We start from the raw sequence: 24,778 nt of genomic DNA, 5'->3' as shown, positions 1-24,778 counted from the left end.
AAGCCCCGAACGAGTCGGGGCCTTTTCATTTCAACACACAGGCTTAACGCGGAAACGCCGGCGGGTTAACCCCGGCCATGTCTTCCATCACGCGCACCACCTGGCAGCTGTAGCCGAACTCGTTGTCGTACCACACATACAGCACAACGCGGTTGTCCTGGCTGATGGTGGCCTCGGCGTCCACCACACCGGCGTGGCGCGAGCCCACGAAGTCGGTGGACACCACTTCCTGCGAGTTAACGTAGTCGATCTGCTTGTGCAGATCCGAATGCAGCGCCATGTAGCGCAGGTACTCGTTCATCTCTTCACGGCTGGCGGCAGTCTCAAGGTTGAGATTGAGAATGGCCATCGATACGTTCGGCGTCGGCACGCGGATCGCGTTGCCGGTCAGCTTGCCGGCCAGCTCAGGCAGGGCCTTGGCCGCAGCGGTGGCGGCGCCGGTTTCGGTGATCACCATGTTCAGCGCAGCGCTGCGGCCACGGCGGTCGCCTTTGTGGAAGTTGTCGATCAGGTTCTGGTCGTTGGTGTACGAGTGAACGGTCTCGACGTGACCATTGACGATGCCGAACTTGTCGTTCACCGCCTTGAGCACCGGCACGATGGCGTTGGTGGTGCAGGACGCAGCGGAGACAATCTTGTCGTCAGCGGTGATCTCGCCATGGTTGATGCCGTGCACGATGTTCTTCAGCTTGCCCTTGCCGGGCGCGGTGAGGACAACGCGGTCGATACCCGGGCAGGCCAGGTGCTGGCCGAGGCCTTCGGCGTCACGCCATACGCCGGTGTTGTCCACCAGCAGGGCATCCTTGATGCCGTACTGGGTGTAATCCACCTCGGACGGGTTCTTCGCGTAGATCACCTGGATCAGGTTACCGTTGGCGGTGATGGTGCTGTTTTCTTCGTCGATGACGATGGTGCCGTTGAACGGACCGTGCACCGAATCGCGACGCAGCAGGCTGGCGCGCTTGGTCAAGTCGTTGTCGGCACCTTTGCGCACCACGATGGCCCGCAGGCGCAGGCCGTCGCCGCCGCCGGTTTTTTCGATGAGGATGCGCGCCAGCAGGCGACCGATCCGACCGAAACCGTACAGCACCACGTCGGTGCCCTTGCGGGCGGCGGCGCTTTGCTGGCCAACCACGTCGGCCATTTCTTCACGCACGAACTGCTCGGCGCTGCGGCCGGCGCCTTCCTTGCGGAATTTGTAGGCCAGTTTGCCGAGGTCGACCGAGGCCGCGCCGAGCTTGAGCTCGCTCATGGCCTTGAGCAGCGGGAATGTTTCGTGGACGGAGAGTTCGCTGTCGTCGGCGGAACGGTGACGCGCAAAGCGGTGGGCTTTGAGAATCGCGATGACAGACTGGTTGATCAGGCTGCGGCCATAGATCGAGCTCACCACATTGTTATTGCGGTACAGCTGACCGATAAGCGGGATCATCGCTTCTGCGAGTGCTTCACGGTCGATCCATTCACCAAGACACTGGTCGGGCTTCTGAGTCACGGGAACCTTCCACATGTAGGGGCTGAAAAAAGGGGCTACATTATGTCGTCCGAGTGCGCGATGAGCAATGCGCCAGGGCGAACAAAAACCCCTTGCAAAAAACCACCACCCCGCCACAGCCCTTGAAATACGCGGGTTCCAGAAGGCCACCAGTGGCACGCCACGGCCGACTTGTCCGTAACCCTCCGAAATATCCATCGTTTTTGGCACTACATATTGAGTCAAAACCGAGCATTGTTTGTCTTAGCCACTACATTTCCCGAAAACCGCATCAGGCACAGTCAGCAACTGACAGGCGGCACCTCTGGCCGTTACAATTACCGACTTTGTCGCAACGCTTGGAGCTCAACCTTCCGTGCCCGTCCTGCGTCTACCGCTCCTCCCTGCTGCGGCAGGTAAACAGCACTGGGGCAACCTGCCCGGTGCCGCCCTGAGCCTGGCCATTGCCGAGGCTGCCAGCGCAGCCAAGCGCTTTACCCTGCTGCTCACCGCCGACAGCCAGAGCGCCGAGCGGCTGGAGCAGGAGCTGAGCTTCTTCGCGCCGGATTTGCCGGTGCTGCATTTTCCCGACTGGGAAACCCTGCCCTACGACCTGTTCTCGCCGCATCAGGACATCATTTCCCAGCGCATTGCCAGCCTGTACCGCCTGCCGGAACTGGCCCACGGCGTGCTGGTGGTGCCGATCACCACCGCCTTGCACCGCCTGGCGCCGACCAAATTTCTGCTGGGCAGCAGCCTGGTGCTGGATATCGGCCAGAAGCTCGACGTGGAACAGATGCGCACGCGCCTGGAGGCCAGCGGCTACCGTTGCGTCGACACGGTGTACGAGCACGGTGAGTTCGCCGTGCGCGGCGCGCTGATCGACCTGTTCCCCATGGGCAGCAAGTTGCCGTACCGCATCGACCTGTTCGATGACGAAATCGAGACGCTGCGCACCTTCGACCCGGAAAACCAGCGCTCCATCGACAAAGTCGACTCGGTCAAGCTGTTGCCGGCCCGGGAGTTCCCGCTGCAGAAGGACGCGGTCACGCGCTTCAAGGCGCGCTTTCGCGAACGCTTCGACGTCGACTTCCGCCGCTGCCCGATCTTCCAGGACCTGAGCAGCGGGATTACCCCGGCCGGTATCGAGTACTACCTGCCGCTGTTCTTCGACGAAACCTCCACGCTGTTCGACTACCTGCCCCAGGACACCCAGGTGTTCTCGCTGCCGGGCATCGAGCAGGCGGCAGAAAACTTCTGGAACGACGTGCGCAACCGCTATGAAGAGCGCCGCGTCGACCCGTCCCGCCCGCTGTTGCCGCCCGCCGAGCTGTTCCTGCCGGTGGAAGACTGCTTCGCCCGCCTGAAAAACTGGCCGCGTGTGGTCGCCAGCCAGCAGGACGTGGACGCCGGCAGTGGCCGCGAGCGCTTCCCCGCCGCGACCCTGCCGGACTTGTCGATCCAGGCCAAAGCCACGCAACCGTTGGAAGCGCTGTCCAACTTCCTCGGCGACTTCCCGGGCCGCGTGCTGTTTACCGCCGAGTCCGCCGGGCGCCGCGAAGTGCTGCTGGAGCTGTTGGAGCGCCTCAAACTGCGGCCGAAAACTGTCGACAGTTGGCCGGACTTCGTCAACAGCCAGGAGCGCCTGGCGATCACCATTGCGCCGCTCGATGAAGGCTTGCTGCTGGACGACCCGGCGCTGGCGCTGATCGCCGAAAGCCCGCTGTTCGGCCAGCGCGTGATGCAGCGTCGTCGCCGCGAAAAACGCGCCGACCACAACAATGATGCGGTGATCAAGAACCTCACCGAGCTGCGTGAAGGCGCGCCGGTGGTGCATATCGACCACGGCGTGGGCCGCTACCTCGGTCTGCAGACCCTGGAGATCGACAACCAGGCCGCCGAATTCCTCACCATGGAATACGCCGAGGGCGCCAAGCTCTATGTGCCGGTGGCCAGCCTGCACCTGATCGCACGCTATACCGGCAGCGACGATGCGCTGGCGCCGTTGCACCGCCTCGGCTCCGAGACCTGGCAAAAAGCCAAGCGCAAGGCCGCCGAACAGGTGCGCGACGTGGCGGCCGAACTGCTCGATATCTACGCACGACGTGCCGCGCGCGAGGGCTATGCGTTCGCCGACCCCAAGGCCGACTACGCCACCTTCAGCGCCGGCTTTGCCTTCGAAGAAACCCCGGACCAGCAAACCACCATCGAAGCCGTGCGCGCCGACATGCTCGCGCCCAAGCCGATGGACCGCCTGGTGTGCGGCGACGTCGGCTTCGGCAAGACCGAAGTAGCAATGCGCGCCGCGTTCATTGCCGTGCACGGCGGTCGCCAGGTCGCCATTCTGGTGCCGACCACGCTGCTCGCCCAGCAGCACTACAACAGCTTTCGCGACCGCTTTGCCGACTGGCCGGTGAGCGTGGAAGTGATGAGCCGCTTCAAGTCGGCCAAGGAAGTCAACGCCGCCATCGCCGACCTGGCCGAGGGCAGGATCGACATCGTCATCGGCACGCACAAGCTGCTGTCGGACGACGTGAAGATCAAGAACCTGGGCCTGGTGATCATCGACGAAGAGCACCGCTTCGGCGTGCGCCAGAAAGAACAGCTCAAGGCGCTGCGCAGTGAAGTCGACATTCTCACCCTCACCGCCACGCCGATTCCGCGCACGCTGAACATGGCGGTGTCGGGCATGCGCGACCTGTCGATCATCGCCACGCCACCGGCGCGCCGGCTGTCGGTGCGCACCTTCGTGATGGAGCAGAACAAAAGCACGGTCAAGGAAGCGCTGCTGCGTGAACTGCTGCGCGGCGGCCAGGTGTACTACCTGCACAACGATGTGAAGACCATCGAGAAATGCGCCGCCGACCTCGCCGAACTGGTACCGGAAGCGCGCATCGCCATCGGCCACGGGCAGATGCGCGAACGCGAACTCGAACAGGTAATGAGCGACTTCTACCACAAGCGCTTCAACGTGCTGATCGCCTCGACCATCATCGAGACCGGCATCGACGTGCCGAGCGCCAACACCATCATCATCGAGCGTGCCGACAAGTTCGGCCTGGCCCAGTTGCACCAGTTGCGCGGCCGGGTCGGGCGCAGTCACCACCAGGCCTACGCCTACCTGCTCACGCCGCCGCGCCAGCAGATCACCTCGGACGCCGAAAAGCGCCTGGAAGCCATCGCCAACACCCAGGACCTGGGTGCCGGCTTTGTGCTGGCCACCAACGACCTGGAAATCCGTGGCGCCGGCGAGTTGCTGGGCGACGGCCAGAGCGGGCAGATCCAGGCCGTGGGCTTCACGCTTTATATGGAGATGCTGGAGCGCGCGGTCAAAGCCATCCGCAAGGGCGAGCAACCGAACCTCGATCAACCGCTGGGCGGCGGCCCGGAGATCAACCTGCGCCTGCCGGCGTTGATTCCCGAAGACTACCTGCCGGATGTGCACGCGCGGCTGATCCTGTACAAGCGCATCGCTTCGGCTACCGACGAAGAAGGCCTCAAGGACCTGCAGGTCGAGATGATCGACCGCTTCGGCCTGTTGCCCGACCCGACCAAGAACCTGGTGCGTCTGACCCTGCTCAAATTGCAGGCCGAGCAGTTGGGCATCAAGAAGGTCGACGCCGGGCCGCAGGGTGGGCGCATCGAGTTTGAAGCGCAGACGCCGGTGGACCCGTTGGTACTGATCAAGCTGATCCAGGGCCAGCCCAACCGCTACAAATTCGAAGGGGCGACGCTGTTCAAATTCATGGTGCCGATGGAACGTCCGGAAGAACGCTTCAATACCCTGGAGGCGCTGTTTGAGCGCCTCATTCCGAAATCTGCATGAAGGACGCCCCCATGCGCCTGTTCCGCATCTTGAGCCTGTTGCTGGTGGTTGTGGCGCCTGCGGCATTGGCCGACAGCCCCTACCAGGTCGAAATGATCCTGGTGCGCCAGAACGCGGAACCGCTGATCAACAGCCGCCCCGCCGCGGAAGACTGGGACGCCGGCGCACCGCGCCTGGGCGAGCGGATGAGCCCGCCGCGCCTGGGCACCATCGTCGACAAGCTGCGCGCCGACTCAAGCTACACGGTGTTGGCGCACAAGGCCTGGGAGCAGAACCTCGGTGAGCAACCGGTAAAAATCGCGATCACCGACGGCGCCGAACAGTTCGGCCAGTTCCCCCTCCAGGGCGTGCTGCGCCTGCAACTGGGGCGCTTTACCGACATCGACGCGGACTTCTGGATCAACCAGTTCGACGCCAACGGCAGCGTGATCGCCAGCGAACACTTGGCCCAGAAAGACGTGCGCACCAAGAACAATCAGCTCAACTACCTGGACGGCGGCCACCTGGCGTTGCTGATCAAGATCACTTCGCTGACCGCCAAGCCCCCCAGTGCGCCTCCGCCGGGCCTTCAGGACTGATCCTGCGCCATGTCCCTGACGCCGTCGTTGACCAAGCCCCTGGCCCCCTCGTGGGCCAACCGCTTCAAGGAGCAAAGCCTGGAGCGCGGCCGGCGGTATGCGCTGGAAAACCGCGTGCGCATCGTCGAATCCGGCGACAGCACCATCGTCGCCAGTTGCGAGGGCTCGGGCGGCAACGTCTATCGCCAGACCATCTCGTTGCGTGAGTCGGCCAAGGGCATGCTGATCCTGGTGGACAGCCGCTGCACCTGCCCGGTCCACACCAATTGCAAACACATCGCTGCGGTGTTGCTCAAGGTCCAGGAAACCCTGGATTACCCGGCGGCGGTGCAGGACGCCGAGCTGCTGGGTAAATTGCAGGCCGTGCTCGACAACCGCGTGGTGCTGCCGCAGGTGGTGAAGGAGGATGTGCTGCCGGTGCCGCGCCTGTGGCTGGCCAGTGTCGAGTTCAGCGCGTTCGAGCCGCGCAACGGCAAGATGCAGCGCTACATCCAGCACCGTGCGGCGTTGTCGTTCAACTACCTGGGCAACTACGTCAGCGGGCAGAAAAACGCCGACATCATCGTACGCCAGGAAACCCGGAGCCTGCGCATCAAACGCCACCCGGAGCTTGAGCAACCGTATCGCGAGCGCCTGCGCCAGCTCGGTTTCAAGATCGCCACGCGCCAGAGCAAGGCACTGCCGGAAAGCGCCGGCGAACTGTTCGAGATGGTCAACGACAGCGCTTGGCTGAACTTCACCCTCAATGCATCGCCAGGCTTGCGCGCCGAGGGCTGGGAGCTGCAGATCGATGAGGATTTCGGCTTCGACCTGAGCCCGGTAGACGACTGGTACGCCAGCGTCGACGAAGCGCCGGAGCGCGACTGGTTCGACCTGGAGCTGGGCATCATCGTCAACGGCGAACGCCTGAGCCTGCTGCCGATTCTGCTGAACCTGATGCGCTCCCACACCGAAATTCTCAACCCGGAGAAACTGGCGCGGCGCCGCGATGAAGAGCTGATCCTGGTGAATATTCCCGGCCTGCCCAACGGCCACGGACCGCTGCAGGTGGCGCTGCCGTACGGTCGACTCAAACCGGTGCTGGCCACCCTCGGCGAGTTCTATCTGCAGGAGCCGGGCACCACCACGCTGCGCCTGGCCAAGGCCGACGCGATTCGCTTGAACCCGTTGCAAGACCTGCCGCTGCAATGGGAAGGCGGCGAAAAGATTCGCAACTTTGCCCAGCGCCTGCGCGACATCAAGGACTTCACCTGCGTCGCGCCCCAAGGCTTGAATGCGACGCTGCGCCCGTACCAGTTGGAGGGACTGAGCTGGATGCAGTCACTGCGCCAGTTGGACGTGGGCGGGATTCTGGCGGATGACATGGGCCTGGGCAAAACCCTGCAAACCCTGGCGCATATCCTTACGGAAAAGGCCGCCGGGCGCCTGGACCGGCCGTGCATGGTGGTGATGCCCACCAGCCTGATTCCCAACTGGCTCGACGAAGCCGCGCATTTCACTCCACAACTCAAGGTGCTGGCGCTGTACGGCGCCGGGCGCAAGAAATATTTCGTGCCTTCGAAGGATCAGAGCCTGCAGGACTACGACCTGCTGCTGACCACCTATGCGCTGCTGCCCAAGGACATCGAACAGCTCGCCGCCCTGCCCTTGCACGTGCTGATCCTCGATGAAGCGCAGTACATCAAGAACCCCAACAGCAAGGCGGCCCAGGCGGCACGCGAGCTGAATGCACGCCAGCGCCTGTGCCTGAGCGGAACGCCGCTGGAAAACCACCTGGGCGAGTTGTGGTCGCTGTTCCACTTCCTGCTGCCGGGCTGGCTGGGGGACGTCAAAAGCTTCAATCGTGATTACCGCGTGCCCATCGAAAAGCGCGCCAGTGAGGTGCGCTTGCAGCACCTCAACGGTCGGATCAAACCCTTCCTGTTGCGGCGCACCAAGGAACAGGTGGCCACCGAATTGCCGCCCAAGACCGAGATCATTCATTGGGTCGATCTCAACGAGGCGCAGCGCGACGTGTACGAAACCATGCGCCTGGCCATGGACAAGAAAGTCCGTGACGAGATCACCCGCAAGGGCGTGGCGCGCAGCCAGATCATCATCCTCGAGGCGCTGCTGAAGTTGCGCCAGGTGTGCTGTGACCTGCGCCTGGTCAACGACGCCAGCCTGCCCGCCCATGGCAGCAGCTCGGGCAAGCTCGACAGCCTGATGCAGATGCTCGATGAGTTGTTTGCCGAGGGGCGCAGGGTGCTGCTGTTCTCGCAATTCACTTCGATGCTGAGCCTGATCGAAGTGGAGCTGCAACAGCGCGGGATCGCCTACGCCTTGCTCACCGGCCAGACCCGGGATCGGCGCACGCCGGTCAAGGACTTCCAGAGCGGCAAGTTGCAGATATTCCTGATCAGCCTCAAGGCCGGCGGCGTGGGGTTGAACCTGACCGAAGCCGACACCGTGATCCACTATGATCCGTGGTGGAACCCGGCCACCGAAAACCAGGCCACCGATCGCGCATACCGCATCGGGCAAGAGAAGCCGGTGTTCGTGTACAAGATGATTGCGCGGGGCACGGTGGAGGAGAAAATCCAGCACCTGCAGAAGGAAAAGTCGGATCTGGCGGCGGGCGTACTGGACGGCCGAACCACCGGGGATTGGCAGTTGGGCAATGACGATATTGAGGCGTTGTTTGCGCCGTTGCCCAATAAACAGGAAAAGCGTTGACCGGATAGAGCGGTTCTGTGGCGAGCGGGCGAGCCCTAATGCCGTTCAGTTAAGCGCAGATTCCCTGTGGCGAGCAGGCTTGTCCTGCGTTGGGCTGCGCAGCAGCCCCAAATCCAGGCGCTGAGCCGTATCAGGTACACCGCGTTTTGCTTGATTGGGGGCGCTTCGCCCCCCAACGCGGGGCAAGCCCTAATGCCGTTCAGTTAAGCGCAGATTCCCTGTGGCGAGCAGGCTTGTCCTGCGTTGGGCTGCGCAGCAGCCCCAAATCCAGGCGCTGAGCCGTATCAGGTACACCGCGTTTTGCTTGATTGGGGGCGCTTCGCACCCCAACGCGGGGCAAGCCCGCTCGCCACAATAAGCCCACACATTTTCCTTAACTGAACGGCATTAGGGCTAACCCCGCGTTGGGCTGCTAAGCAGCCACAAAACCAGGCTCCGCGCAGTCTCAGACAGACCGCGTTGTCCTTGATTGGGGGGGGCTGCGAACCCAACGCGGGGCGAGCCCTAACGCCGTTCAGTTAAGCGCAGATTCCCTGTGGCGAGCAGGCTTGTCCTGCGTTGGGCTGCGCAGCAGCCCCAAAACCAGACGCTGAGCCGTATCAGGTACACCGCGTTTTGCTCGATTGGGGGCGCTTCGCACCCCAACGCGGGGCAAGCCCTAATGCCGTTCAGTTAAGCGCAGATTCCCTGTGGCGAGCAGGCTTGTCCTGCGTTGGGCTGAGCAGCAGCCCCAAAACCAGACGCTGAGCCGTATCAGGTACACTGCGTTTTGCTCGATTGGGGGCGCTTCGCACCCCAACGCGGGGCAAGCCCGCTCGCCACAATAAGCCCACAAGAGCCCTCTTGGTCGTTCCCACGCGTGGGAACAATCAAAATTTCCTTAACTGAACGGCATTAGGGCAAGCCCGCTCGCCACTGCGGTCGGTGGCTGCCGTCCGATTGCACGGCCCAGTTGAAATGAGCCACACGCGTGGCGCCTGCGTTCAGGGGCAACTGAGCATCGAAGTCCAGGTAGAGGCGCTCGGTCTTGAGCGCCAGCTTGAGAATTTCAGCGCCGTCCTCCCCCTCCAGCGGAAAACTGCTGCCGTGCCGCCCATAGGCTCTTCCAAGCAACAGCAACCGACAAATACGCTTCTCCACCTCCAACATGTACGCCGGCGCGCGCGACAGGGTTTCATCGAGGGAATACAGGGCCTTGATGTCGCCGAAATCGCCCTTTTTCAGGGGGCGCGCGCGGTAGACGCTCAGCGACCAGCGATTTGAATAAGCACCCGGGTTGAGCTGGTACAACAGGCAGATGGTGCTGCCTCTGGGTAATGACTCAATCGCGGGAGTGGTGGCAGGGATCGTGTTGAGCCATTGCTCGATCTGCGGATGAAGACGCTCGCTCGGTGCCTGCGCAGGTTCTCCTCGCTCATCCTGCTCATTCGATAGCATGTTCATGCTCAACTCGAACAAGACGGCAGCAGCATGTTTGCAGTCCATCCCCACAGGGCAGGAACACACGCAATGCATATCGCTGAAGCCCGGGCCGCCTGTGGCGGCCAGCGTGATCACCACCGAATAGACATTGCCGCCAGAGCCTCTGCATTTTGCAATGAGTCGCTGGGCGCCGACCTCGACCAGTTAAATGCGGCCTTCATCGGCATAGTCAAAAGCACGCTCAAGCGTGCTACGCGTAAAGTTATCCTGCCAGTCCAGGCTAGCGAGACGTTTGATCAGATCGCTCATGGGTACACACTTTACACCGGCCGTTAAACAGATAAAGACGGATATGTCCTGCCTACCAGTACGAACGTACAGCCACTTGATTCGGAGGCTTCCTACACTTGAAGCCGCGGACAAACACCGCTTGTCACTCGATCAATTGCGCATCCCGCAGCGCACCTGTCGCCAGCATCCAACGCGGGTCCTGCTTGTAGTCCGTCGACGCAATTGCCTGGCCGCGCATCCGCGCAATGCGCGCAGAGGGCGTGACCTTCATCCGTTGCGCGGCGGTGAGTGCAAGCTCGGCGGCCGCGCGATCGTTGCACACCAGCCCCATGTCGCAGCCGGCAGTCAGCGCTGCCTCGATACGGCTGGCGGCGTCGCCGACCACATGGGCGCCGGCCATGGACAGGTCATCGCTGAAAATCACGCCGTCAAATTGCAACTCGCCACGCAGGATGTCCTGTAACCAGCGTCGCGAAAAGCCGGCTGGCTGGGCGTCAACCTGCGGGTAGATAACGTGCGCCGGCATCACTGCCGCCAATTGCCGACTCAGCCGCGCGAAAGGCACCAGGTCATTGGCGCGAATCTGCTCCAGGCTGCGTTCGTCATTGGGAATGGCGACGTGGGAATCCGCCTCGGCCCAACCGTGGCCGGGGAAGTGTTTACCAGTGGCGGCCATACCGGCGCTGTTCATGCCGCGAATAAAGGCACCGGCGAGTACGGCAGCGCGCTCGGGGTCGCCCTCGAAGGAACGGGTGCCCACCACGGCGCTGCGCCGGTAGTCCAGGTCCAGCACCGGGGCGAAGCTCAGGTCCAGGCCAACCGCCAGCACTTCAGTGGCCATGATCCAGCCGCACTGCTCGGCCAGGTATTCGGCGTTGGGGTTGTCCGCCAGCGCACGCATGGCCGGCAGGCGTACAAAACCCTGGCGCAGGCGCTGTACGCGACCGCCCTCCTGATCGACCGCCAGAAGCAGGTCCGGACGCACCGCGCGTATCGCCGCGCTCAGCTCACGCACCTGCCGCGGATGCTCGATATTGCGCGCAAAAATGATCAGACCGCCTACCTCAGGCTGGCGCAACAAGTGGCGATCCTCGGCCGTCAGCCATGTGCCGGCAACGTCGACCATCAAAGAACCTTGCAGGGCAGCAGTCATAAACCTTCCTTTAATAACGCGCACACCCCGTCGCCCTCACCAGGTACGGTGAGCACGACGGGGTGCGAGTAAATAGCTGAAATCGGCATGGCGGCTACTTTAGCGGATGCAAGCAGCCAAGCACACCCGCAGCGGTCAAACCTTGGCGGGCACGGGTGCAGTTTTGCTGCGTGGGCGCAGTTGGGCGTCAGCCATGGCCGGGTCGGTGACACCGGTTTCGGCGCGCATGCCGGCGGCCAGGAACGGCACCATCAGGCGCATCACTTGCTCGATGGAGGTGTTGACGCCGAAATCGGTCTCGGCAATCGCACGCAGTGCCTTGATCCCTGACATGCTGAACGCGGCCGCGCCCAACATGAAGTGCACGCGCCAGAACAGTTCGATGGGCGGAATGCGCGGAGCGGCTTCGTTGACCAGCAACATGTAGCGACGGAACACCTTGCCATACATGTCTTCAAGGTAACGACGCAGGTGGCCCTGGCTCTGGCTGAACGCCAGGCCCAGCAAGCGCATGAAGATCGACAGGTCGTTTCCGCTGCGCGGTTGAACCACCAGGGCCTGCTCGACGAGCATCTCCAACAGGTCTTCCAGACTCGGCTTGTGGTCGGCCTTGGCCTGGCGGCGCTCCAGCTCGCGGTCGAGGCTGGCGCAGAACGGCCCCAGAAAGCGCGAAAACACCGCCTGGATCAAGGCTTTTTTCGAGCCGAAATGGTAGTTCACTGCGGCCAGGTTAACCCCGGCCTTGCTGGTGATCAGGCGCAATGAAGTTTCGGCGAATCCTTTTTCCGCGAACAATTGCTCGGCGGCATCGAGAATGCGTTCAACGGTTTCCGACTGGGCCATGGCTACTCCGCCTGACAAACACTTGTTTGAAACATACGTTTCAAGGTATGTCTTGTCAAGCCTGTGAGTTCGTTTTCCGGCCGGGCAGTCACCTTTTTCACCGGTATTTAATCACATCCTTGACGGTGTGTAGGCAGCGCTATCTCTGCCTTGTGGGAAGCCTGCCGAATGACCGTCCAGCGGCGGTGTGGAAAAGGATGATTGCCAAGCGCAGTCCACTGTATATAATCCCAGTCACTGTATAAAAAGACAGAGCGATCAACATGCTAAAACTGACGCCACGCCAAGCTGAGATTCTGGCTTTTATCAAGCGCTGCCTCGATGACAACGGCTACCCGCCGACGCGAGCGGAAATTGCGCTGGAACTGGGGTTCAAATCCCCCAATGCCGCAGAAGAACACCTCAAGGCCCTCGCCCGCAAAGGCGCGATCGAGATGACCCCAGGCGCTTCACGGGGAATCCGCATCCCCGGTTTTGAAGCCAAGGCCGACGAGTCGACCCTGCCGATCATTGGCCGAGTCGCTGCCGGTGCGCCGATCCTTGCGCAGCAGCACGTCGAGGAATCCTGCAACATCAATCCGACTTTCTTCCACCCTCGCGCCGACTACCTGCTGCGGGTACATGGCATGAGCATGAAGGACGTGGGCATTTTCGACGGTGACCTGCTGGCAGTGCACACCACCCGCGAAGCGCGTAACGGCCAGATCGTCGTCGCCCGTATCGGCGATGAAGTGACGGTCAAGCGCTTCAAGCGTGAAGGCAGCAAGGTCTGGCTGCTGGCAGAGAACCCTGAGTTCGCCCCGATTGAAGTGAACCTGAAAGATCAGGACCTGGTGATCGAAGGCTTGAGTGTCGGCGTCATACGCCGCTAGGAGGCATCATGCAGTTCATGCACACCCCGCAACAGGCACAACTGTCGCTGTTTGAGGCCTTCATGGCTCAACCACTTGCGCCGCTGCTCAAGGAAACGGTCGAGGCCCCGTGGGGGTCCGAGGCCGAGGCGTTCAGTGAATTGTCGTTGCGCGGTGCTGCCGGGAACTGCCTGAGCCTGCTGGCGCCGATCCTTCGGGAATTGAGCGAGGAGCAGGACGCGCGCTGGTTGACGCTGATCGCCCCGCCCGCCAGCCTTACTCAGGCCTGGCTGCGGGACGCCGGCCTTAATCGCGAGCGCATCCTGTTGCTGCAGCCACGCGGCCTGCAAAGCGCACAGCAGTTAACCTGCGAAGCATTGCGCCTGGGCCGTAGCCATACGGTGGTGAGCTGGTTGAATCCGTTGAACCCGACAACCAAACAGCAACTGATCAGTGCTGCTCGCATGGGTGATGCGCAGAGTTTGAATATTCGACTGGGGTAAACGGGGTTTTTGTGGCACGCGGGCTTGCCACAAAAATCCATTCAGTCTTGGCAGTGATTCAGTGAAGTACCTTCGGGCCATCGTCTTTCTCCGGCTCACCTTCCGCCAGACGACCGGCCATCTGCACACCCACGCTCAACATGGCTTTCGCCACTTCCACGTGCTGGCCTTGCAGGAACACCTTGGCGTCCTCGGAAAAGTCCAGAATAACCAGAGAACCTTCGTCCTCAGCCCGGCGCAGTTCGATGCGGCCGTCAGGCAGTTCAACAATTTCCAGAAAGGACGTCGGCATAAAAATCTGTTCTCCACGAAAGGCCGGGATTATATCAGTCATCCACCCGGCTTCGCTGTGGAACTGAAGAGGTTTCTTTACGGCTTGATGAATGGCGCTTTAGCGCAAGAAATACGAAAAACACAATCGAACGGTGGGAGGGAGCTTGCTCCCGATAGCGGTATGTCAGTCGATATCTCCATTGCTGACACATTGCTATCGGGAGCAAGCCCCCTCCCACAGCTTTTATCTGTGAGCATCAGTGACGCCGTTTCAGCACTCGTTCAAACCTTCGCGAAAGCGCAACGCCAGCTTTTTCAGCTCCTGGCGCCAGCTTTCCAACTCCTCACGGCTCAACGGCTTGGGCTCATCGTCTTCCAGCGAAATAGCCACAATCAACGGCTGTGTCACATCCCCCTTGGGCACGTGAGGCACACGCGGCGGCTGGAACATGTCGGCATGAGCCTTGAGCAGGCGCGCTATCCAGCTGTCCGGGCTCTGGGCCATTTCCACCAACTCGGCCAGCTCGGGAATAGCCATATTCTCCAGCACTTCACGGGTCATGATCAATTCCGCACGGGGCGCACCGGCCTGCGGCAGACGGTAGTACCCGGCGATTTCATGGCACAGCCCCAGTAACGCACCATACAGATGAAACAAGGCAGCTTCCCGACCGGCCTGGGTCAGCGCGATAGCGTTCATCTCTTTGCCTTGCTCGGCACGGCCGAGGGCTTCCAGGGACAAACCCGCGAAGTAAATTTTCTGGTTGGTACGGGTATAGAGTTCGTTGGCCATGACGGCAATCTCCACAACGAATAAGCCTGATGCTGACAGTGTGGGAGCAAACTCGCTCCTACAAAAAGCAAAAGCCGTCTATACAGACGGCTTTCAACCTTAACAGACTAGCGAATCAAGCGCCCTGGCGCTTGTCCTCCACCTTCCACTTGCCACCGTCGTAGAAGGCTTTCCAGCCAGTCGGCTTGCCGTCCACTTCGGTCTGCACGTACTGCTCCTTGGTTTTGCGGCTGTAGCGGATCACGGCTGGACGACCATCCGGGTCCTTCTTCGGCGCTTCACACAGGAAGTGGTACTTGGGATCGATTTCGTCCTTGTGCGGCACGATTTCCAGCACCAGCGGTGCACGGGTCTCGCGGTTTTTCGGGAACTGGCTGGCCGCCAGGAACAGCCCCGACGCACCGTCGCGCAGGATATAGGTGTCGTTGACCTTCTCGCACTTGAGCTCGGGCATCTTCACCGGGTCCATCTTCGGTGGCGCTGCGTCACCGCTTTTAAGCAGCTTGCGGGTGTTCTTGCAGGTCGGGTTGGTGCAACCGAAGAACTTGCCGAAACGGCCGGTCTTGAGCTGCATTTCACTGCCGCACTTGTCACACTCCAGGCTCGGGCCTTCATAGCCCTTGATGCGGTAGGTGCCCTCTTCGATCTCGTAACCGTTGCAATCCGGGTTGTTACCGCAGATGTGCAGCTTGTGCTTCTCGTCCAGCAGGTAAGCGTCCATCGCCGTGCTGCAGATCGGGCAGCGATGCTTGCCACGCAGCACCAGCGACTCGGACTCACCCTCGTCATCGGCGGCGATTTCATCGCCCGGAACCAGGTTAACGGTAGCCTTGCAGCGCTCCTTGGGCGGCAGGCTGTAGCCCGAGCAGCCGAGGAACACGCCGGTGGACGCGGTACGAATCTGCATTGGCCGGCCGCAGGTCAGGCACGGAATGTCAGTCATCACCGGCTGGTTGGCGCGCATGCCGGTGTCAGGGCTTTCGGCCACTTCGAGCTTTTTCTTGAAGTCGCCGTAGAACTCGTCCAGCACGTTTTTCCAGTCGCGCTCGCCCTGGGCCACGTCATCGAGGTTCTCTTCCATACCGGCGGTAAAGCCGTAGTCCATCAGGTTGGAGAAGCTCTCGGACAGACGCTCGGTGACGATATCGCCCATCTTTTCCGAGTAGAAGCGACGGTTGTGCAGCGCTACGTAGCCACGGTCCTGGATGGTGGAGATGATCGCCGCGTAGGTCGAAGGACGACCGATGCCGCGTTTTTCCATCTCTTTCACCAGGCTGGCTTCCGAGTAACGGGCCGGTGGCTTGGTGAAGTGCTGGGACGGGTCGAGCTTGATCAGCTTCAGCGTGTCGCCCTGGGCCATGTCCGGCAGTACATCGTCATCACCCGGTTTGGCGATTTGCGGCATCACGCGGGTGTAGCCGTCGAACTTGAGGATGCGGCCCTTGGCACGCAGCTCGAAGTCGCCGGCACCCACGCTCACCGTGGTGGACAGGTACTGCGCAGGCAGCATCTGGCATGCCAGGAACTGGCGCCAGATCAACTCGTACAGGCGCTCGGCGTCGCGCTCCATGCCGCTCAGCTTGCTCGGCTCAGTGTTGGCGTCGGAAGGACGAATCGCTTCGTGAGCCTCCTGGGCGCCTTCCTTGCTGCTGTAGACGTTCGGCTTCTCCGGCAGGTACTTCTTGCCGAATTCGCTTTCGATATAGGTACGCGCCATTGTCACCGCGTCCTGGGACAGGTTGGTGGAGTCGGTACGCATATAGGTGATGTAGCCAGCTTCGTACAGACGCTGGGCCATCATCATGGTTTTCTTCACACCGAAGCCCAGGCGGTTGCTCGCGGCCTGTTGCAGCGTGGAGGTGATGAACGGCGCGGACGGCTTGCTGCTGGTCGGCTTGTCTTCACGCTTGACGATGCTGTAGCTGGAGGCCTTGAGCTTCTCCAGCGCGGCCATGGCCTGGGTTTCGTTCAGTGGTTTGAACGCCTCGCCTTTCTCGCGGGCCACTTCAAAGCGCACATTGTTGCCCTTGGCGGTGCCGAGGTCCGCGTGGACTTCCCAGTACTCTTCGGGGTTGAACGCACGGATCTCGCGCTCACGCTCCACCACCAGCTTGACCGCTACCGATTGCACCCGACCGGCGGACAGGCCACGGGCAATCTTCGCCCACAGCAGTGGCGAAACCATGTAACCCACCACACGGTCGAGGAAACGACGCGCCTGCTGGGCGTTGACACGGTCGATGTCCAGCTCGCCCGGCTTGGAAAACGCTTCCTGGATGGCTTTCTTGGTGATTTCGTTGAACACCACCCGCTTGTAGCGGCTGTCGTCACCACCGATGGCTTCGCGCAGGTGCCAGGCAATGGCTTCCCCTTCGCGGTCCAAGTCCGTCGCGAGATAGATGGTGTCGGCATCCTTGGCGAGCCGGCGCAGCTCTTCGATGACCTTTTCCTTGCCCGGAAGGATTTCGTACTTGGCCTTCCAGCCATGATCCGGGTCCACACCCATGCGCGAGACCAGTTGCTTGCGCGCTTTCTCTTTTGGCGTGAGTACCGGACCTTCGCCCGCGGCGGCCTTGCCGCGTTTGGCGGCAGGCTCCTTGCTGGCGCTAGCCGAACCGCTGGTGGGCAGGTCTCGGATATGGCCGATACTCGACTTCACCACGTACTCGTTGCCCAAGTACTTGTTGATGGTCTTGGCCTTAGCCGGGGATTCCACAATGACCAGCGATTTGCCCATGGATCGGAAAATTCCTGAATTCGAGAAGTGAAAGGCAGTTGGCGCCTGACGCGGCAACGCTATATATAGTGGCAACAAGGTGAGGTCAAGCGCAGCACTCTGCGCGACCTGCCGTTATTGCCCTGAAAAAAGACTGGGTTCGGCCTGCACCAAAGCAAAGCGCGGGACCTGCTCGCCGTCAACTTCGACGGACTCCACGAACATGCTCAAGGGACGCACCCAAAAGCCGTAATCGCCATACAGTGCTTGGTAAAACACCACGTGCTCTTCGGTTTCGGAGTGCCGCGCCACACTGAAAACACGGTATTGCGGACCTTTATAATGCTGGTAGAGCCCTGGTTCGACTTTCATGCTGCGGCCCCCTTAGAAAATTCGTAAAAAAAATATTACAAAACGCCAAAAAACAAAAACCGGGGCACTGGGCCCCGGCGTTCCGCCAAGCAACGCTTAGACGCGTTCGAAGACGGTGGAGATGCCTTGGCCAAGACCAATGCACATGGTTGCAACACCCAGGTTGCCGCCATTTTGCTTCATCACGTTAAGCAAAGTACCGGAGATACGTGCACCGGAGCAACCAAACGGATGACCCAGGGCAATTGCGCCGCCGTGCAGGTTAACCTTCTCGTTCATCTTGTCGAGCACTTTCAAATCTTTCAGCACCGGCAGGGCCTGTGCGGCGAAAGCTTCGTTGAGTTCGAAGAAGTCGATATCGGCGATGGTCAGGCCTGCGCGCTTCAAGGCTTTTTGCGTGGCCGGAACCGGACCATAGCCCATGATCGCCGGGTCCACACCCGCCACAGCCATTGAACGAATCACCGCCATCGGCTGGATACCCAGGTCCTGGGCACGCTGCGCGGACATCACGATCATGCACGAGGCACCGTCGGTGATTTGCGACGACGTACCGGCCGTCACGGTGCCGCCCTTCGGATTGAATGCCGGCTTCAAGGCCGCCAGGCTTTCCAGGGTGGTATCCGGACGAATGGTTTCGTCGTAGTCGAACAGTTTGAGGAAACCGTTCTCGTCGTAACCGTTCATCGGGATGATTTCATCCTTGAACTTGCCTTCCACGGTCGCCTTGTGGGCGAGCTGGTGGGAACGCAGGCCAAACGCGTCCTGGGCTTCACGGGTAATGCCGTGCATCTTGCCGAGCATTTCTGCGGTGAGGCCCATCATGCCCGACGCTTTTGCCGCGTACAGCGACATGTGCGGGTTGGGATCGACGCCGTGCATCATGCTCACGTGGCCCATGTGCTCCACGCCGCCGACCACGAATACATCACCGTTGCCGGTCATGATCGCCTGCGCGGCGGTGTGCAGCGCGCTCATCGACGAACCGCACAGGCGGCTCACGGTCTGGCCCGCTGCAGTGTGAGGGATCTGGGTCATCAACGACGCCATGCGCGCGATGTTCCAGCCCTGCTCCAGGGTCTGGTTGACGCAGCCCCAGATCACGTCTTCGACTTCGTTGGGGTCGACCTTGACGTTGCGCTCCAGCAATTTGCTGATCAGGTGCGCCGACATGTCCTCGGCGCGGGTGTTGCGGTGCATGCCGCCCTTGGAGCGGCCCATCGGGGTGCGACCGAAGTCGACAATCACGACGTCTCTTGGATTCAAGCTCATAAATAGTCTCGCTCTAATGTCCGGGGGCGCTTAACCGAAGAAGCTCTGGCCATTTTTGGCCATTTCACGCAGCTTGGCGGTCGGGTGGTACAGCGGGCCCAGATCAGCGTATTTGTCAGCCAGGGCAACGAACTCGGCCACACCGATCGAATCGATGTAACGCAGCGCACCGCCACGGAACGGAGGGAAACCAATACCGTACACCAGGCCCATGTCGGCTTCGGCGGCGGTTTCGACGATGCCGTCTTCCAGGCAGCGCACGGTTTCCAGGCACAGGGCGATCATCATCCAGTTGACGATGTCCTCGTCGGACACCTCACGCTGCTCGTAGATGACCGGCGCCAGCACTTCGTGCACCGACGGGTCGGCCACTTTCTTCTGCTTGCCCTTCTTGTCGGCCTCGTAGGCGTAGAAGCCCTTGCCGTTCTTCTGGCCCAGGCGCTTGGCCTCGTACAGCGCGTCGATCGCCGAACGGCGGTCGTCTTTCATGCGGTCCGGGAAGCCTTCAGCCATCACGTCGCGACCGTGGTGGCCGGTGTCGATGCCGACCACGTCCATCAGGTACGCCGGGCCCATGGGCCAGCCGAACTTTTCCATCACCTTGTCGATGCGCACAAAGTCCACGCCGGCGCTGACCAGCTTGGCGAAACCGCCGAAGTAGGGGAACAGCACGCGGTTGACCAGAAAGCCCGGGCAGTCGTTGACCACAATCGGGTTCTTGCCCATTTTCTTGGCGTAGGCCACGGTGGTGGCAACGGCCAGCTCGCTGGACTTCTCGCCACGGATCACTTCCACCAGCGGCATCATGTGCACCGGGTTAAAGAAGTGCATGCCGACGAAGTTTTCCGGGCGCTTGAGGGCCTGAGCCAGCAGCGTGATGGAAATGGTCGAGGTATTGGAGGCCAGGATGGTGTCGTCCTTGACCTGCGCTTCCACTTCGGCCAGTACGGCCTGCTTGACCTTCGGGTTTTCGACGACGGCTTCGACCACCAGATCGACGTGACCGAAGTCACCGTAAGACAGCGTAGGACGAATGCCGTTAAGCACTTCAGCCATTTTCGCCGCGGTCATGCGACCTTTGTCCACGCGGCCGACCAGCAGCTTGGCGGCTTCCGCCAGGCCTTGCTCGATACCGTGCTCGTTGATGTCTTTCATCAGGATCGGCGTGCCCTTGGACGCCGACTGATAGGCGATACCGCCGCCCATGATCCCGGCGCCGAGTACGGCAGCCTGTTTCACGTCTTTGGCGATCTCGTCGTAGGCCTTGGCTTTTTTCTTCAGTTCCTGATCGTTCAGGAACAGGCCGATCAGGCTCTGAGCCGCCGAGGTCTTCGCCAGTTTGACGAAACCGGCCGCTTCCACTTCCAGGGCCTTGTCGCGACCGAAGTTCGCCGCCTTCTGAATGGTCTTGATCGCTTCAACCGGGGCCGGGTAGTTAGGGCCGGCCTGACCCGCCACGAAACCCTTGGCGGTTTCGAACGACATCATTTGCTCGATGGCGTTGAGCTTGAGCTTTTCCAGCTTCGGCTGACGCTTGGCCTTGTAGTCAAATTCGCCGCTGATGGCGCCCTTGATCAGGTTCAGCGCAGCTTCAGCCAACTTGTCCGGGGCAACCACAGCATCGACGGCACCGACTTTCAGTGCGTCTTCAGCGTTGTTTTCCTTACCGGCGGCGATCCACTCGATGGCGTTGTCGGCACCGATCAGGCGCGGCAGGCGCACGGTGCCGCCAAAGCCCGGGTAGATGCCCAGCTTGACTTCGGGCAGGCCGACTTTGGCAGTCGCCGACATCACGCGAAAGTCTGCGGCCAGGCACATTTCCAGGCCGCCGCCCAGCGCGATGCCGTTGATCGCGGCAACGGTGGGTACGTTGAGGTCTTCGAAATCGCTGAAAATCTTGTTGGCTTCGAGGTTGCCGGCCACAAGCTCCGCATCGGGCAGCTTGAAGTTGTCGACGAATTCGGTGATGTCAGCGCCGACGATGAACACGTCCTTGCCGCTGGAGACGATCACGCCCTTGACCGAAGCATCCGCTTTGATGGTGTCTACGGCCTGACGCAGTTCGTTCAGGGTTAGACGGTTGAACTTGTTGACGGACTCACCCTTGAGGTCGAATTTCAATTCGACGATGCCACTTTCAAGAGCCTTAACCGTGATGGCTTTACCTTCGTAAATCATCAACTGATCTCCACGATATGGAAGCTGAACAGTACACACTGGACGCTGGCCTAGGGTTGGACATTGAGGTTTTGCCCAATGTTCACGCCCATCCGCCAGGCACACCCGCCAATGCGATAGTCGGGATTATGTATGAAGCATCTGACAGACAAACGCTCAATTCATACGCCCGTTTGATTTGGGTACGCCACCTTCATCCAATTCCGGGCAATTGTCAATCGCTCCAAAGGCCAGGAAAAACACGACTTTCCAGTCATTTCAGGAACCACAACCCTAGCCCCGCACAGAGGGAATATTCAATTATTCACTGAATCAATAATGCAGGGATTATGCAAAAGGGCTGTACAGAACAGGTAAGCCCGCTAGGCTAGCGAGTACCTTACTGCGCCAGGATGAACATCCGACGCGACAAATAGCATTACCGGCCTGCCTGGCCAACTCCAGCCCGATGATGAATGTCGGGCTTTTTATCGCGCGGCGTTCATGCCAGGGCCTTGAGCAACGCGTCGATGTCTCTGAGTACACTCGCCGCGCCCTTTTCGCCCCAGTAAACGGCGATCATCTGCTTGTCCGCTTCGACCTTGTAGACATTGGCCGGCAGCGTTGCAAAATGCGCCAGCAAGGCCTCCTCCACGCACACCTCGCGCCACTGGTTGACCCACACGCCTGGCTCCAGCTGCCAGTAGCTCCAAAGGGCCGGCGCACTGCCGCGTCGTGGCCGGCAATACTGCGCACACGGGCTTGGCGGCTCGTGCTTGAGCCAGTGCGGCCACTCCTGCGGCGCCAGTTGCATGGCCAGGCCGATGCGTCGCGCCTCCATGCGCAGGGCCATGCGTCCGCTCTGCTGGCGCGATGGGCGCAGCCAAGCCAGGGGGCTTAAAACCACCGCAAGGATTGACACCACTATCCACACCGTCATATGTGTACTCCCGAATTTCTAGATGAGCGGATTTGACCTGACGCAACCCCATCCGCTTGAAAGCAGCCATACTGAACTTATTGCAGTCCCTTGGAGGAACGCCTCATGCCCTACAAACATATTCTGGTCGCTGTCGATCTGACCGAAGAGTGCGATCCGGTGATCAAGCGCGCGCAGGAATCTGCACTGGCCAATGGCGCCATATTGTCGCTGGTGCATATCGTCGAGCCCATGGCCATGGCCTTTGGCGGTGACGTACCGATGGACCTTTCCCAGTTGCAGCAACAACAATTTGACCAGGCCAAGGAGCGCCTGGACCGTTTGATTCTCAAATACCCTCACCTGAAAAAGGAAGACTGCCACCTGACATACGGCCAACCGCGCCAGGAAATCCACCACTTGGCCAAGGAAAAGGCGTGCGACTTGATCGTGGTGGGTAGCCACGGTCGTCACGGTTTGGCGTTGTTGCTGGGCTCTACTGCCAATGATGTACTGCACGGCGCGCCGTGCGATGTACTGGCCGTCAAGCTGGTAAAAAATTCGTAAGACCGATGGCCCCTCCCACATTTTGAATCGCACTTCATATAAAAAACCCGGTGTTCATCAAATGAACACCGGGTTTTTTATTGCCCAGCAATCACTCAGGCATCCAGCTCGGCCCAACGCTCAACCAGCACTTCCAGCGCCTGGTTCAACGTCTCCAGGGAGGCGATGACCTTGGCGGTGTCTGCCGCCGGGCGCAGGTAGAAACCCGCATCAGCCATTTCTGCTTCGACTGCGGCGATCTGCTGCTCCTTGGCCTCGATCTCTCCCGGCAAGGCTTCCAGCTCGCGCTGCAGCTTGTAGCTGAGTTTCTTCCTGGCCGCCGGCGCTGCGTCCTGCGCGGGCGCAGGTGCGGCCGCCACCGGTGCAACCACGGCGGAGGTCAGGTCGGCCTTGCCGGACTTGCTCTCGGTCACGCCCAGCAGACGCGGCGAGCCGCCCTGGCGCAGCCAGTCCTGATAACCACCGACGTATTCACGCACCTTGCCTTCACCTTCGAAGACCAGCGTGCTGGTGACCACGTTGTCGAGGAATGCCCGGTCGTGACTGACCATCAGTACGGTGCCGTTGAAGGTCAGCAGCACTTCTTCCAGCAGTTCGAGGGTTTCCACGTCGAGGTCGTTGGTCGGTTCATCGAGCACCAGCAGGTTGGCCGGCTTGCTGAACAGCTTGGCCAGCAACAGGCGCGCACGCTCACCGCCGGACAACGCCTTGACCGGCGTGCGCGCACGCTGGGGGCTGAACAGGAAGTCGCCGAGGTAGCTCAGCACGTGGCGGCTCTGGCCGTCGATGTCGATAAAGTCGCGGCCTTCGGCAACGTTGTCGATCACGGTTTTTTCCAGGTCCAACTGGTGACGCAACTGGTCGAAGTAGGCCACGTCGATACGCGTGCCCTCTTCCACCTTGCCGCTGGTCGGTTGCAGGCCATTGAGCATCAGCTTGAGCAAGGTGGTCTTGCCGGTGCCGTTGGCGCCCAGCAGACCGATACGGTCGCCGCGTGCCAGCACCATGGAGAAGTCCTTGATCAGCAACGGACCGCCCGGGTGATGGAAGCTGACGTTCTCCAGCACCATCACCTGCTTGCCCGACTTGTCGGCGGTGTCCAGCTGGATATTGGCCTTGCCGGTACGCTCGCGACGCTCACCACGCTCAACACGCAAGGCCTTGAGTGCGCGCACACGGCCCTCGTTACGGGTGCGGCGCGCCTTGATGCCCTGGCGGATCCAGACTTCTTCCTGGGCCAGCTTCTTGTCGAACAGCGCATTGGCGGTTTCTTCAGCGGACAGCGCAGCCTCTTTGTGCACCAGGAAGCTGGCGTAGTCGCCGTTCCAGTCGATCAGACCACCACGGTCCAGCTCGAGGATGCGCGTGGCCAGGCTCTGCAGGAACGCCCGGTCGTGCGTGATGAACAGCACGGCGCCCTGGAAGTCCTTGATGGCCTCTTCAAGCCAGGCGATAGCGCCGATGTCCAGGTGGTTGGTCGGCTCGTCGAGCAGCAGCAGATCCGGCTCGGACACCAGCGCCTGGGCCAGCAGTACGCGACGACGCCAGCCGCCGGACAACTCGGCAAGGGTCTTGTCGGCCGGCAACTGCAGGCGGCTGAGGGTGCTGTCGACCAGTTGCTGCAAGCGCCAGCCGTCACGGGCTTCCAGCGCCTGCTGCACGTGCATCAGCTTGTCCAGGTCTTCTTCGGTGACGCAGTTCTGCGCCAGGTGATGGTATTGCGCGAGCAACTCGCCCACGCCATCGAGGCCTTCGGCGACCACGTCGAACACTGTCCGTCCGTCGGCCACCGGCAATTCCTGCGGCAATTCGCCGATCTTGAGGCCCGGAGCGCGCCAGACAGAGCCGTCATCGGGCTTCTGATCGCCCTTTACCAGCTTCATCATGCTCGACTTGCCGGTGCCGTTGCGGCCGATGATACACACCCGCTCACCACGGGCGATCTGCCAGGACACCTTGTCCAACAACGGCATAGCGCCGAAAGCAAGGGACACATCGCTGAATTTGAGCAGGGTCATACACTTCTCCAAAAACCGGGCGCGCATTCTACCTGAGT

19 protein-coding genes are annotated in these 24,778 nt (G+C 61.1%); 7 read left to right on the top strand and 12 right to left on the bottom strand.

All coding sequences use genetic code 11. The features are described 5' to 3' along the window. Window positions 1–43: 43 nt before the first annotated feature. Window positions 44–1,507: a glyceraldehyde-3-phosphate dehydrogenase gene (locus RHM60_RS23845; RefSeq protein ID WP_032870509.1), complete on the bottom strand. Its 1,464-nt coding sequence runs from the start codon at window positions 1,505–1,507 to the stop codon at window positions 44–46. A gap of 340 nt (window positions 1,508–1,847) precedes the next feature. Between RHM60_RS23845 and mfd the strand changes: the two genes are divergently transcribed. The 3 genes from mfd to RHM60_RS23830 are packed head-to-tail and all read left to right on the top strand — an operon-like array spanning window position 1,848 to window position 8,590. Then, window positions 1,848–5,297, top strand: coding sequence for a transcription-repair coupling factor (gene mfd / locus RHM60_RS23840; RefSeq protein WP_231423190.1), 3,450 nt, complete (start codon window positions 1,848–1,850; stop codon window positions 5,295–5,297). A gap of 11 nt (window positions 5,298–5,308) precedes the next feature. Continuing rightward, the gene (locus RHM60_RS23835) at window positions 5,309–5,875 is read left to right on the top strand and encodes a CsiV family protein (protein WP_209990132.1); all 567 of its coding nucleotides are present in this window, start codon (window positions 5,309–5,311) and stop codon (window positions 5,873–5,875) included. 9 nt (window positions 5,876–5,884) lie between these two features. After that, window positions 5,885–8,590: a DEAD/DEAH box helicase gene (locus RHM60_RS23830; RefSeq protein WP_322212976.1), complete on the top strand. Its 2,706-nt coding sequence runs from the start codon at window positions 5,885–5,887 to the stop codon at window positions 8,588–8,590. A gap of 894 nt (window positions 8,591–9,484) precedes the next feature. Here the strand turns inward: RHM60_RS23830 and RHM60_RS23825 are convergent. Then, window positions 9,485–10,033 carry a hypothetical protein gene (locus RHM60_RS23825; protein WP_322212975.1) on the bottom strand — a complete coding sequence of 183 codons (549 nt, stop codon included), beginning with the start codon at window positions 10,031–10,033 and terminating at the stop codon, window positions 9,485–9,487. 66 nt (window positions 10,034–10,099) lie between these two features. Here RHM60_RS23825 and RHM60_RS23820 point away from each other — a divergent pair, with 66 nt between their 5' ends. Continuing rightward, window positions 10,100–10,348, top strand: a complete 249-nt coding sequence (locus RHM60_RS23820) for a hypothetical protein (protein ID WP_322212973.1) — start codon at window positions 10,100–10,102, stop codon at window positions 10,346–10,348. 97 nt (window positions 10,349–10,445) lie between these two features. On the opposite strand, the gene nagZ is transcribed toward RHM60_RS23820, so the two are convergent. Both nagZ and RHM60_RS23810 read right to left on the bottom strand, forming a co-directional pair. After that, window positions 10,446–11,456 (bottom strand): beta-N-acetylhexosaminidase, encoded by a 1,011-nt coding sequence (gene nagZ, locus RHM60_RS23815; RefSeq protein ID WP_322212972.1) that lies wholly within the window; start codon window positions 11,454–11,456, stop codon window positions 10,446–10,448. Window positions 11,457–11,591: 135 nt separating this feature from the next. Continuing rightward, window positions 11,592–12,299 (bottom strand): TetR/AcrR family transcriptional regulator, encoded by a 708-nt coding sequence (locus RHM60_RS23810; RefSeq protein WP_003234056.1) that lies wholly within the window; start codon window positions 12,297–12,299, stop codon window positions 11,592–11,594. Window positions 12,300–12,562: 263 nt separating this feature from the next. On the opposite strand from RHM60_RS23810, the gene lexA reads away from it, so the two are divergent. After that, complete coding sequence (gene lexA / locus RHM60_RS23805; protein ID WP_003172575.1) at window positions 12,563–13,171, top strand: transcriptional repressor LexA; 609 nt, start codon at window positions 12,563–12,565, stop codon at window positions 13,169–13,171. An 8-nt stretch (window positions 13,172–13,179) separates the two neighbouring features. Continuing rightward, a complete protein-coding gene (gene sulA, locus RHM60_RS23800) occupies window positions 13,180–13,653 on the top strand; it encodes an SOS-induced cell division inhibitor SulA (protein ID WP_209990116.1) in 474 nt (157 codons plus the stop codon). A 58-nt stretch (window positions 13,654–13,711) separates the two neighbouring features. On the opposite strand, the gene RHM60_RS23795 is transcribed toward sulA, so the two are convergent. From RHM60_RS23795 to RHM60_RS23765, 7 genes are all read right to left on the bottom strand, one after another. Further along, window positions 13,712–13,945 (bottom strand): hypothetical protein, encoded by a 234-nt coding sequence (locus RHM60_RS23795; RefSeq protein WP_209990112.1) that lies wholly within the window; start codon window positions 13,943–13,945, stop codon window positions 13,712–13,714. Between the two features lie 252 nt (window positions 13,946–14,197). Then, window positions 14,198–14,719: a DUF6586 family protein gene (locus tag RHM60_RS23790; protein WP_322212967.1), complete on the bottom strand. Its 522-nt coding sequence runs from the start codon at window positions 14,717–14,719 to the stop codon at window positions 14,198–14,200. A gap of 115 nt (window positions 14,720–14,834) precedes the next feature. Continuing rightward, a complete protein-coding gene (gene topA, locus RHM60_RS23785; protein ID WP_322212966.1) occupies window positions 14,835–17,456 on the bottom strand; it encodes a type I DNA topoisomerase in 2,622 nt (873 codons plus the stop codon). A gap of 114 nt (window positions 17,457–17,570) precedes the next feature. Then, a complete protein-coding gene (locus tag RHM60_RS23780; RefSeq protein WP_322212965.1) occupies window positions 17,571–17,807 on the bottom strand; it encodes a DUF1653 domain-containing protein in 237 nt (78 codons plus the stop codon). Window positions 17,808–17,903: 96 nt separating this feature from the next. After that, on the bottom strand, window positions 17,904–19,079 hold the full coding sequence (gene fadA, locus RHM60_RS23775) for an acetyl-CoA C-acyltransferase FadA (RefSeq protein WP_003234046.1): 1,176 nt from the start codon (window positions 19,077–19,079) through the stop codon (window positions 17,904–17,906). Between the two features lie 30 nt (window positions 19,080–19,109). Beyond that, on the bottom strand, window positions 19,110–21,257 hold the full coding sequence (fadB, locus tag RHM60_RS23770; RefSeq protein WP_209990103.1) for a fatty acid oxidation complex subunit alpha FadB: 2,148 nt from the start codon (window positions 21,255–21,257) through the stop codon (window positions 19,110–19,112). A gap of 481 nt (window positions 21,258–21,738) precedes the next feature. Next, entirely contained in the window at window positions 21,739–22,176 is a 438-nt protein-coding gene (locus RHM60_RS23765; RefSeq protein ID WP_209990100.1) for a hypothetical protein, read from the bottom strand. Between the two features lie 105 nt (window positions 22,177–22,281). Between RHM60_RS23765 and RHM60_RS23760 the strand changes: the two genes are divergently transcribed. Further along, window positions 22,282–22,722 carry a universal stress protein gene (locus tag RHM60_RS23760; protein ID WP_043047503.1) on the top strand — a complete coding sequence of 147 codons (441 nt, stop codon included), beginning with the start codon at window positions 22,282–22,284 and terminating at the stop codon, window positions 22,720–22,722. Between the two features lie 95 nt (window positions 22,723–22,817). On the opposite strand, the gene RHM60_RS23755 is transcribed toward RHM60_RS23760, so the two are convergent. Beyond that, the gene (locus tag RHM60_RS23755; protein ID WP_322212963.1) at window positions 22,818–24,740 is read right to left on the bottom strand and encodes an ATP-binding cassette domain-containing protein; all 1,923 of its coding nucleotides are present in this window, start codon (window positions 24,738–24,740) and stop codon (window positions 22,818–22,820) included. Between the last annotated feature and the right edge of the window lie 38 nt (window positions 24,741–24,778).

The organism is Pseudomonas sp. MH9.3 (assembly GCF_034354675.1).
Taxonomy (GTDB): Bacteria; Pseudomonadota; Gammaproteobacteria; order Pseudomonadales; family Pseudomonadaceae; genus Aquipseudomonas.
This window is presented reverse-complemented; position numbering and strand designations above follow the sequence as displayed.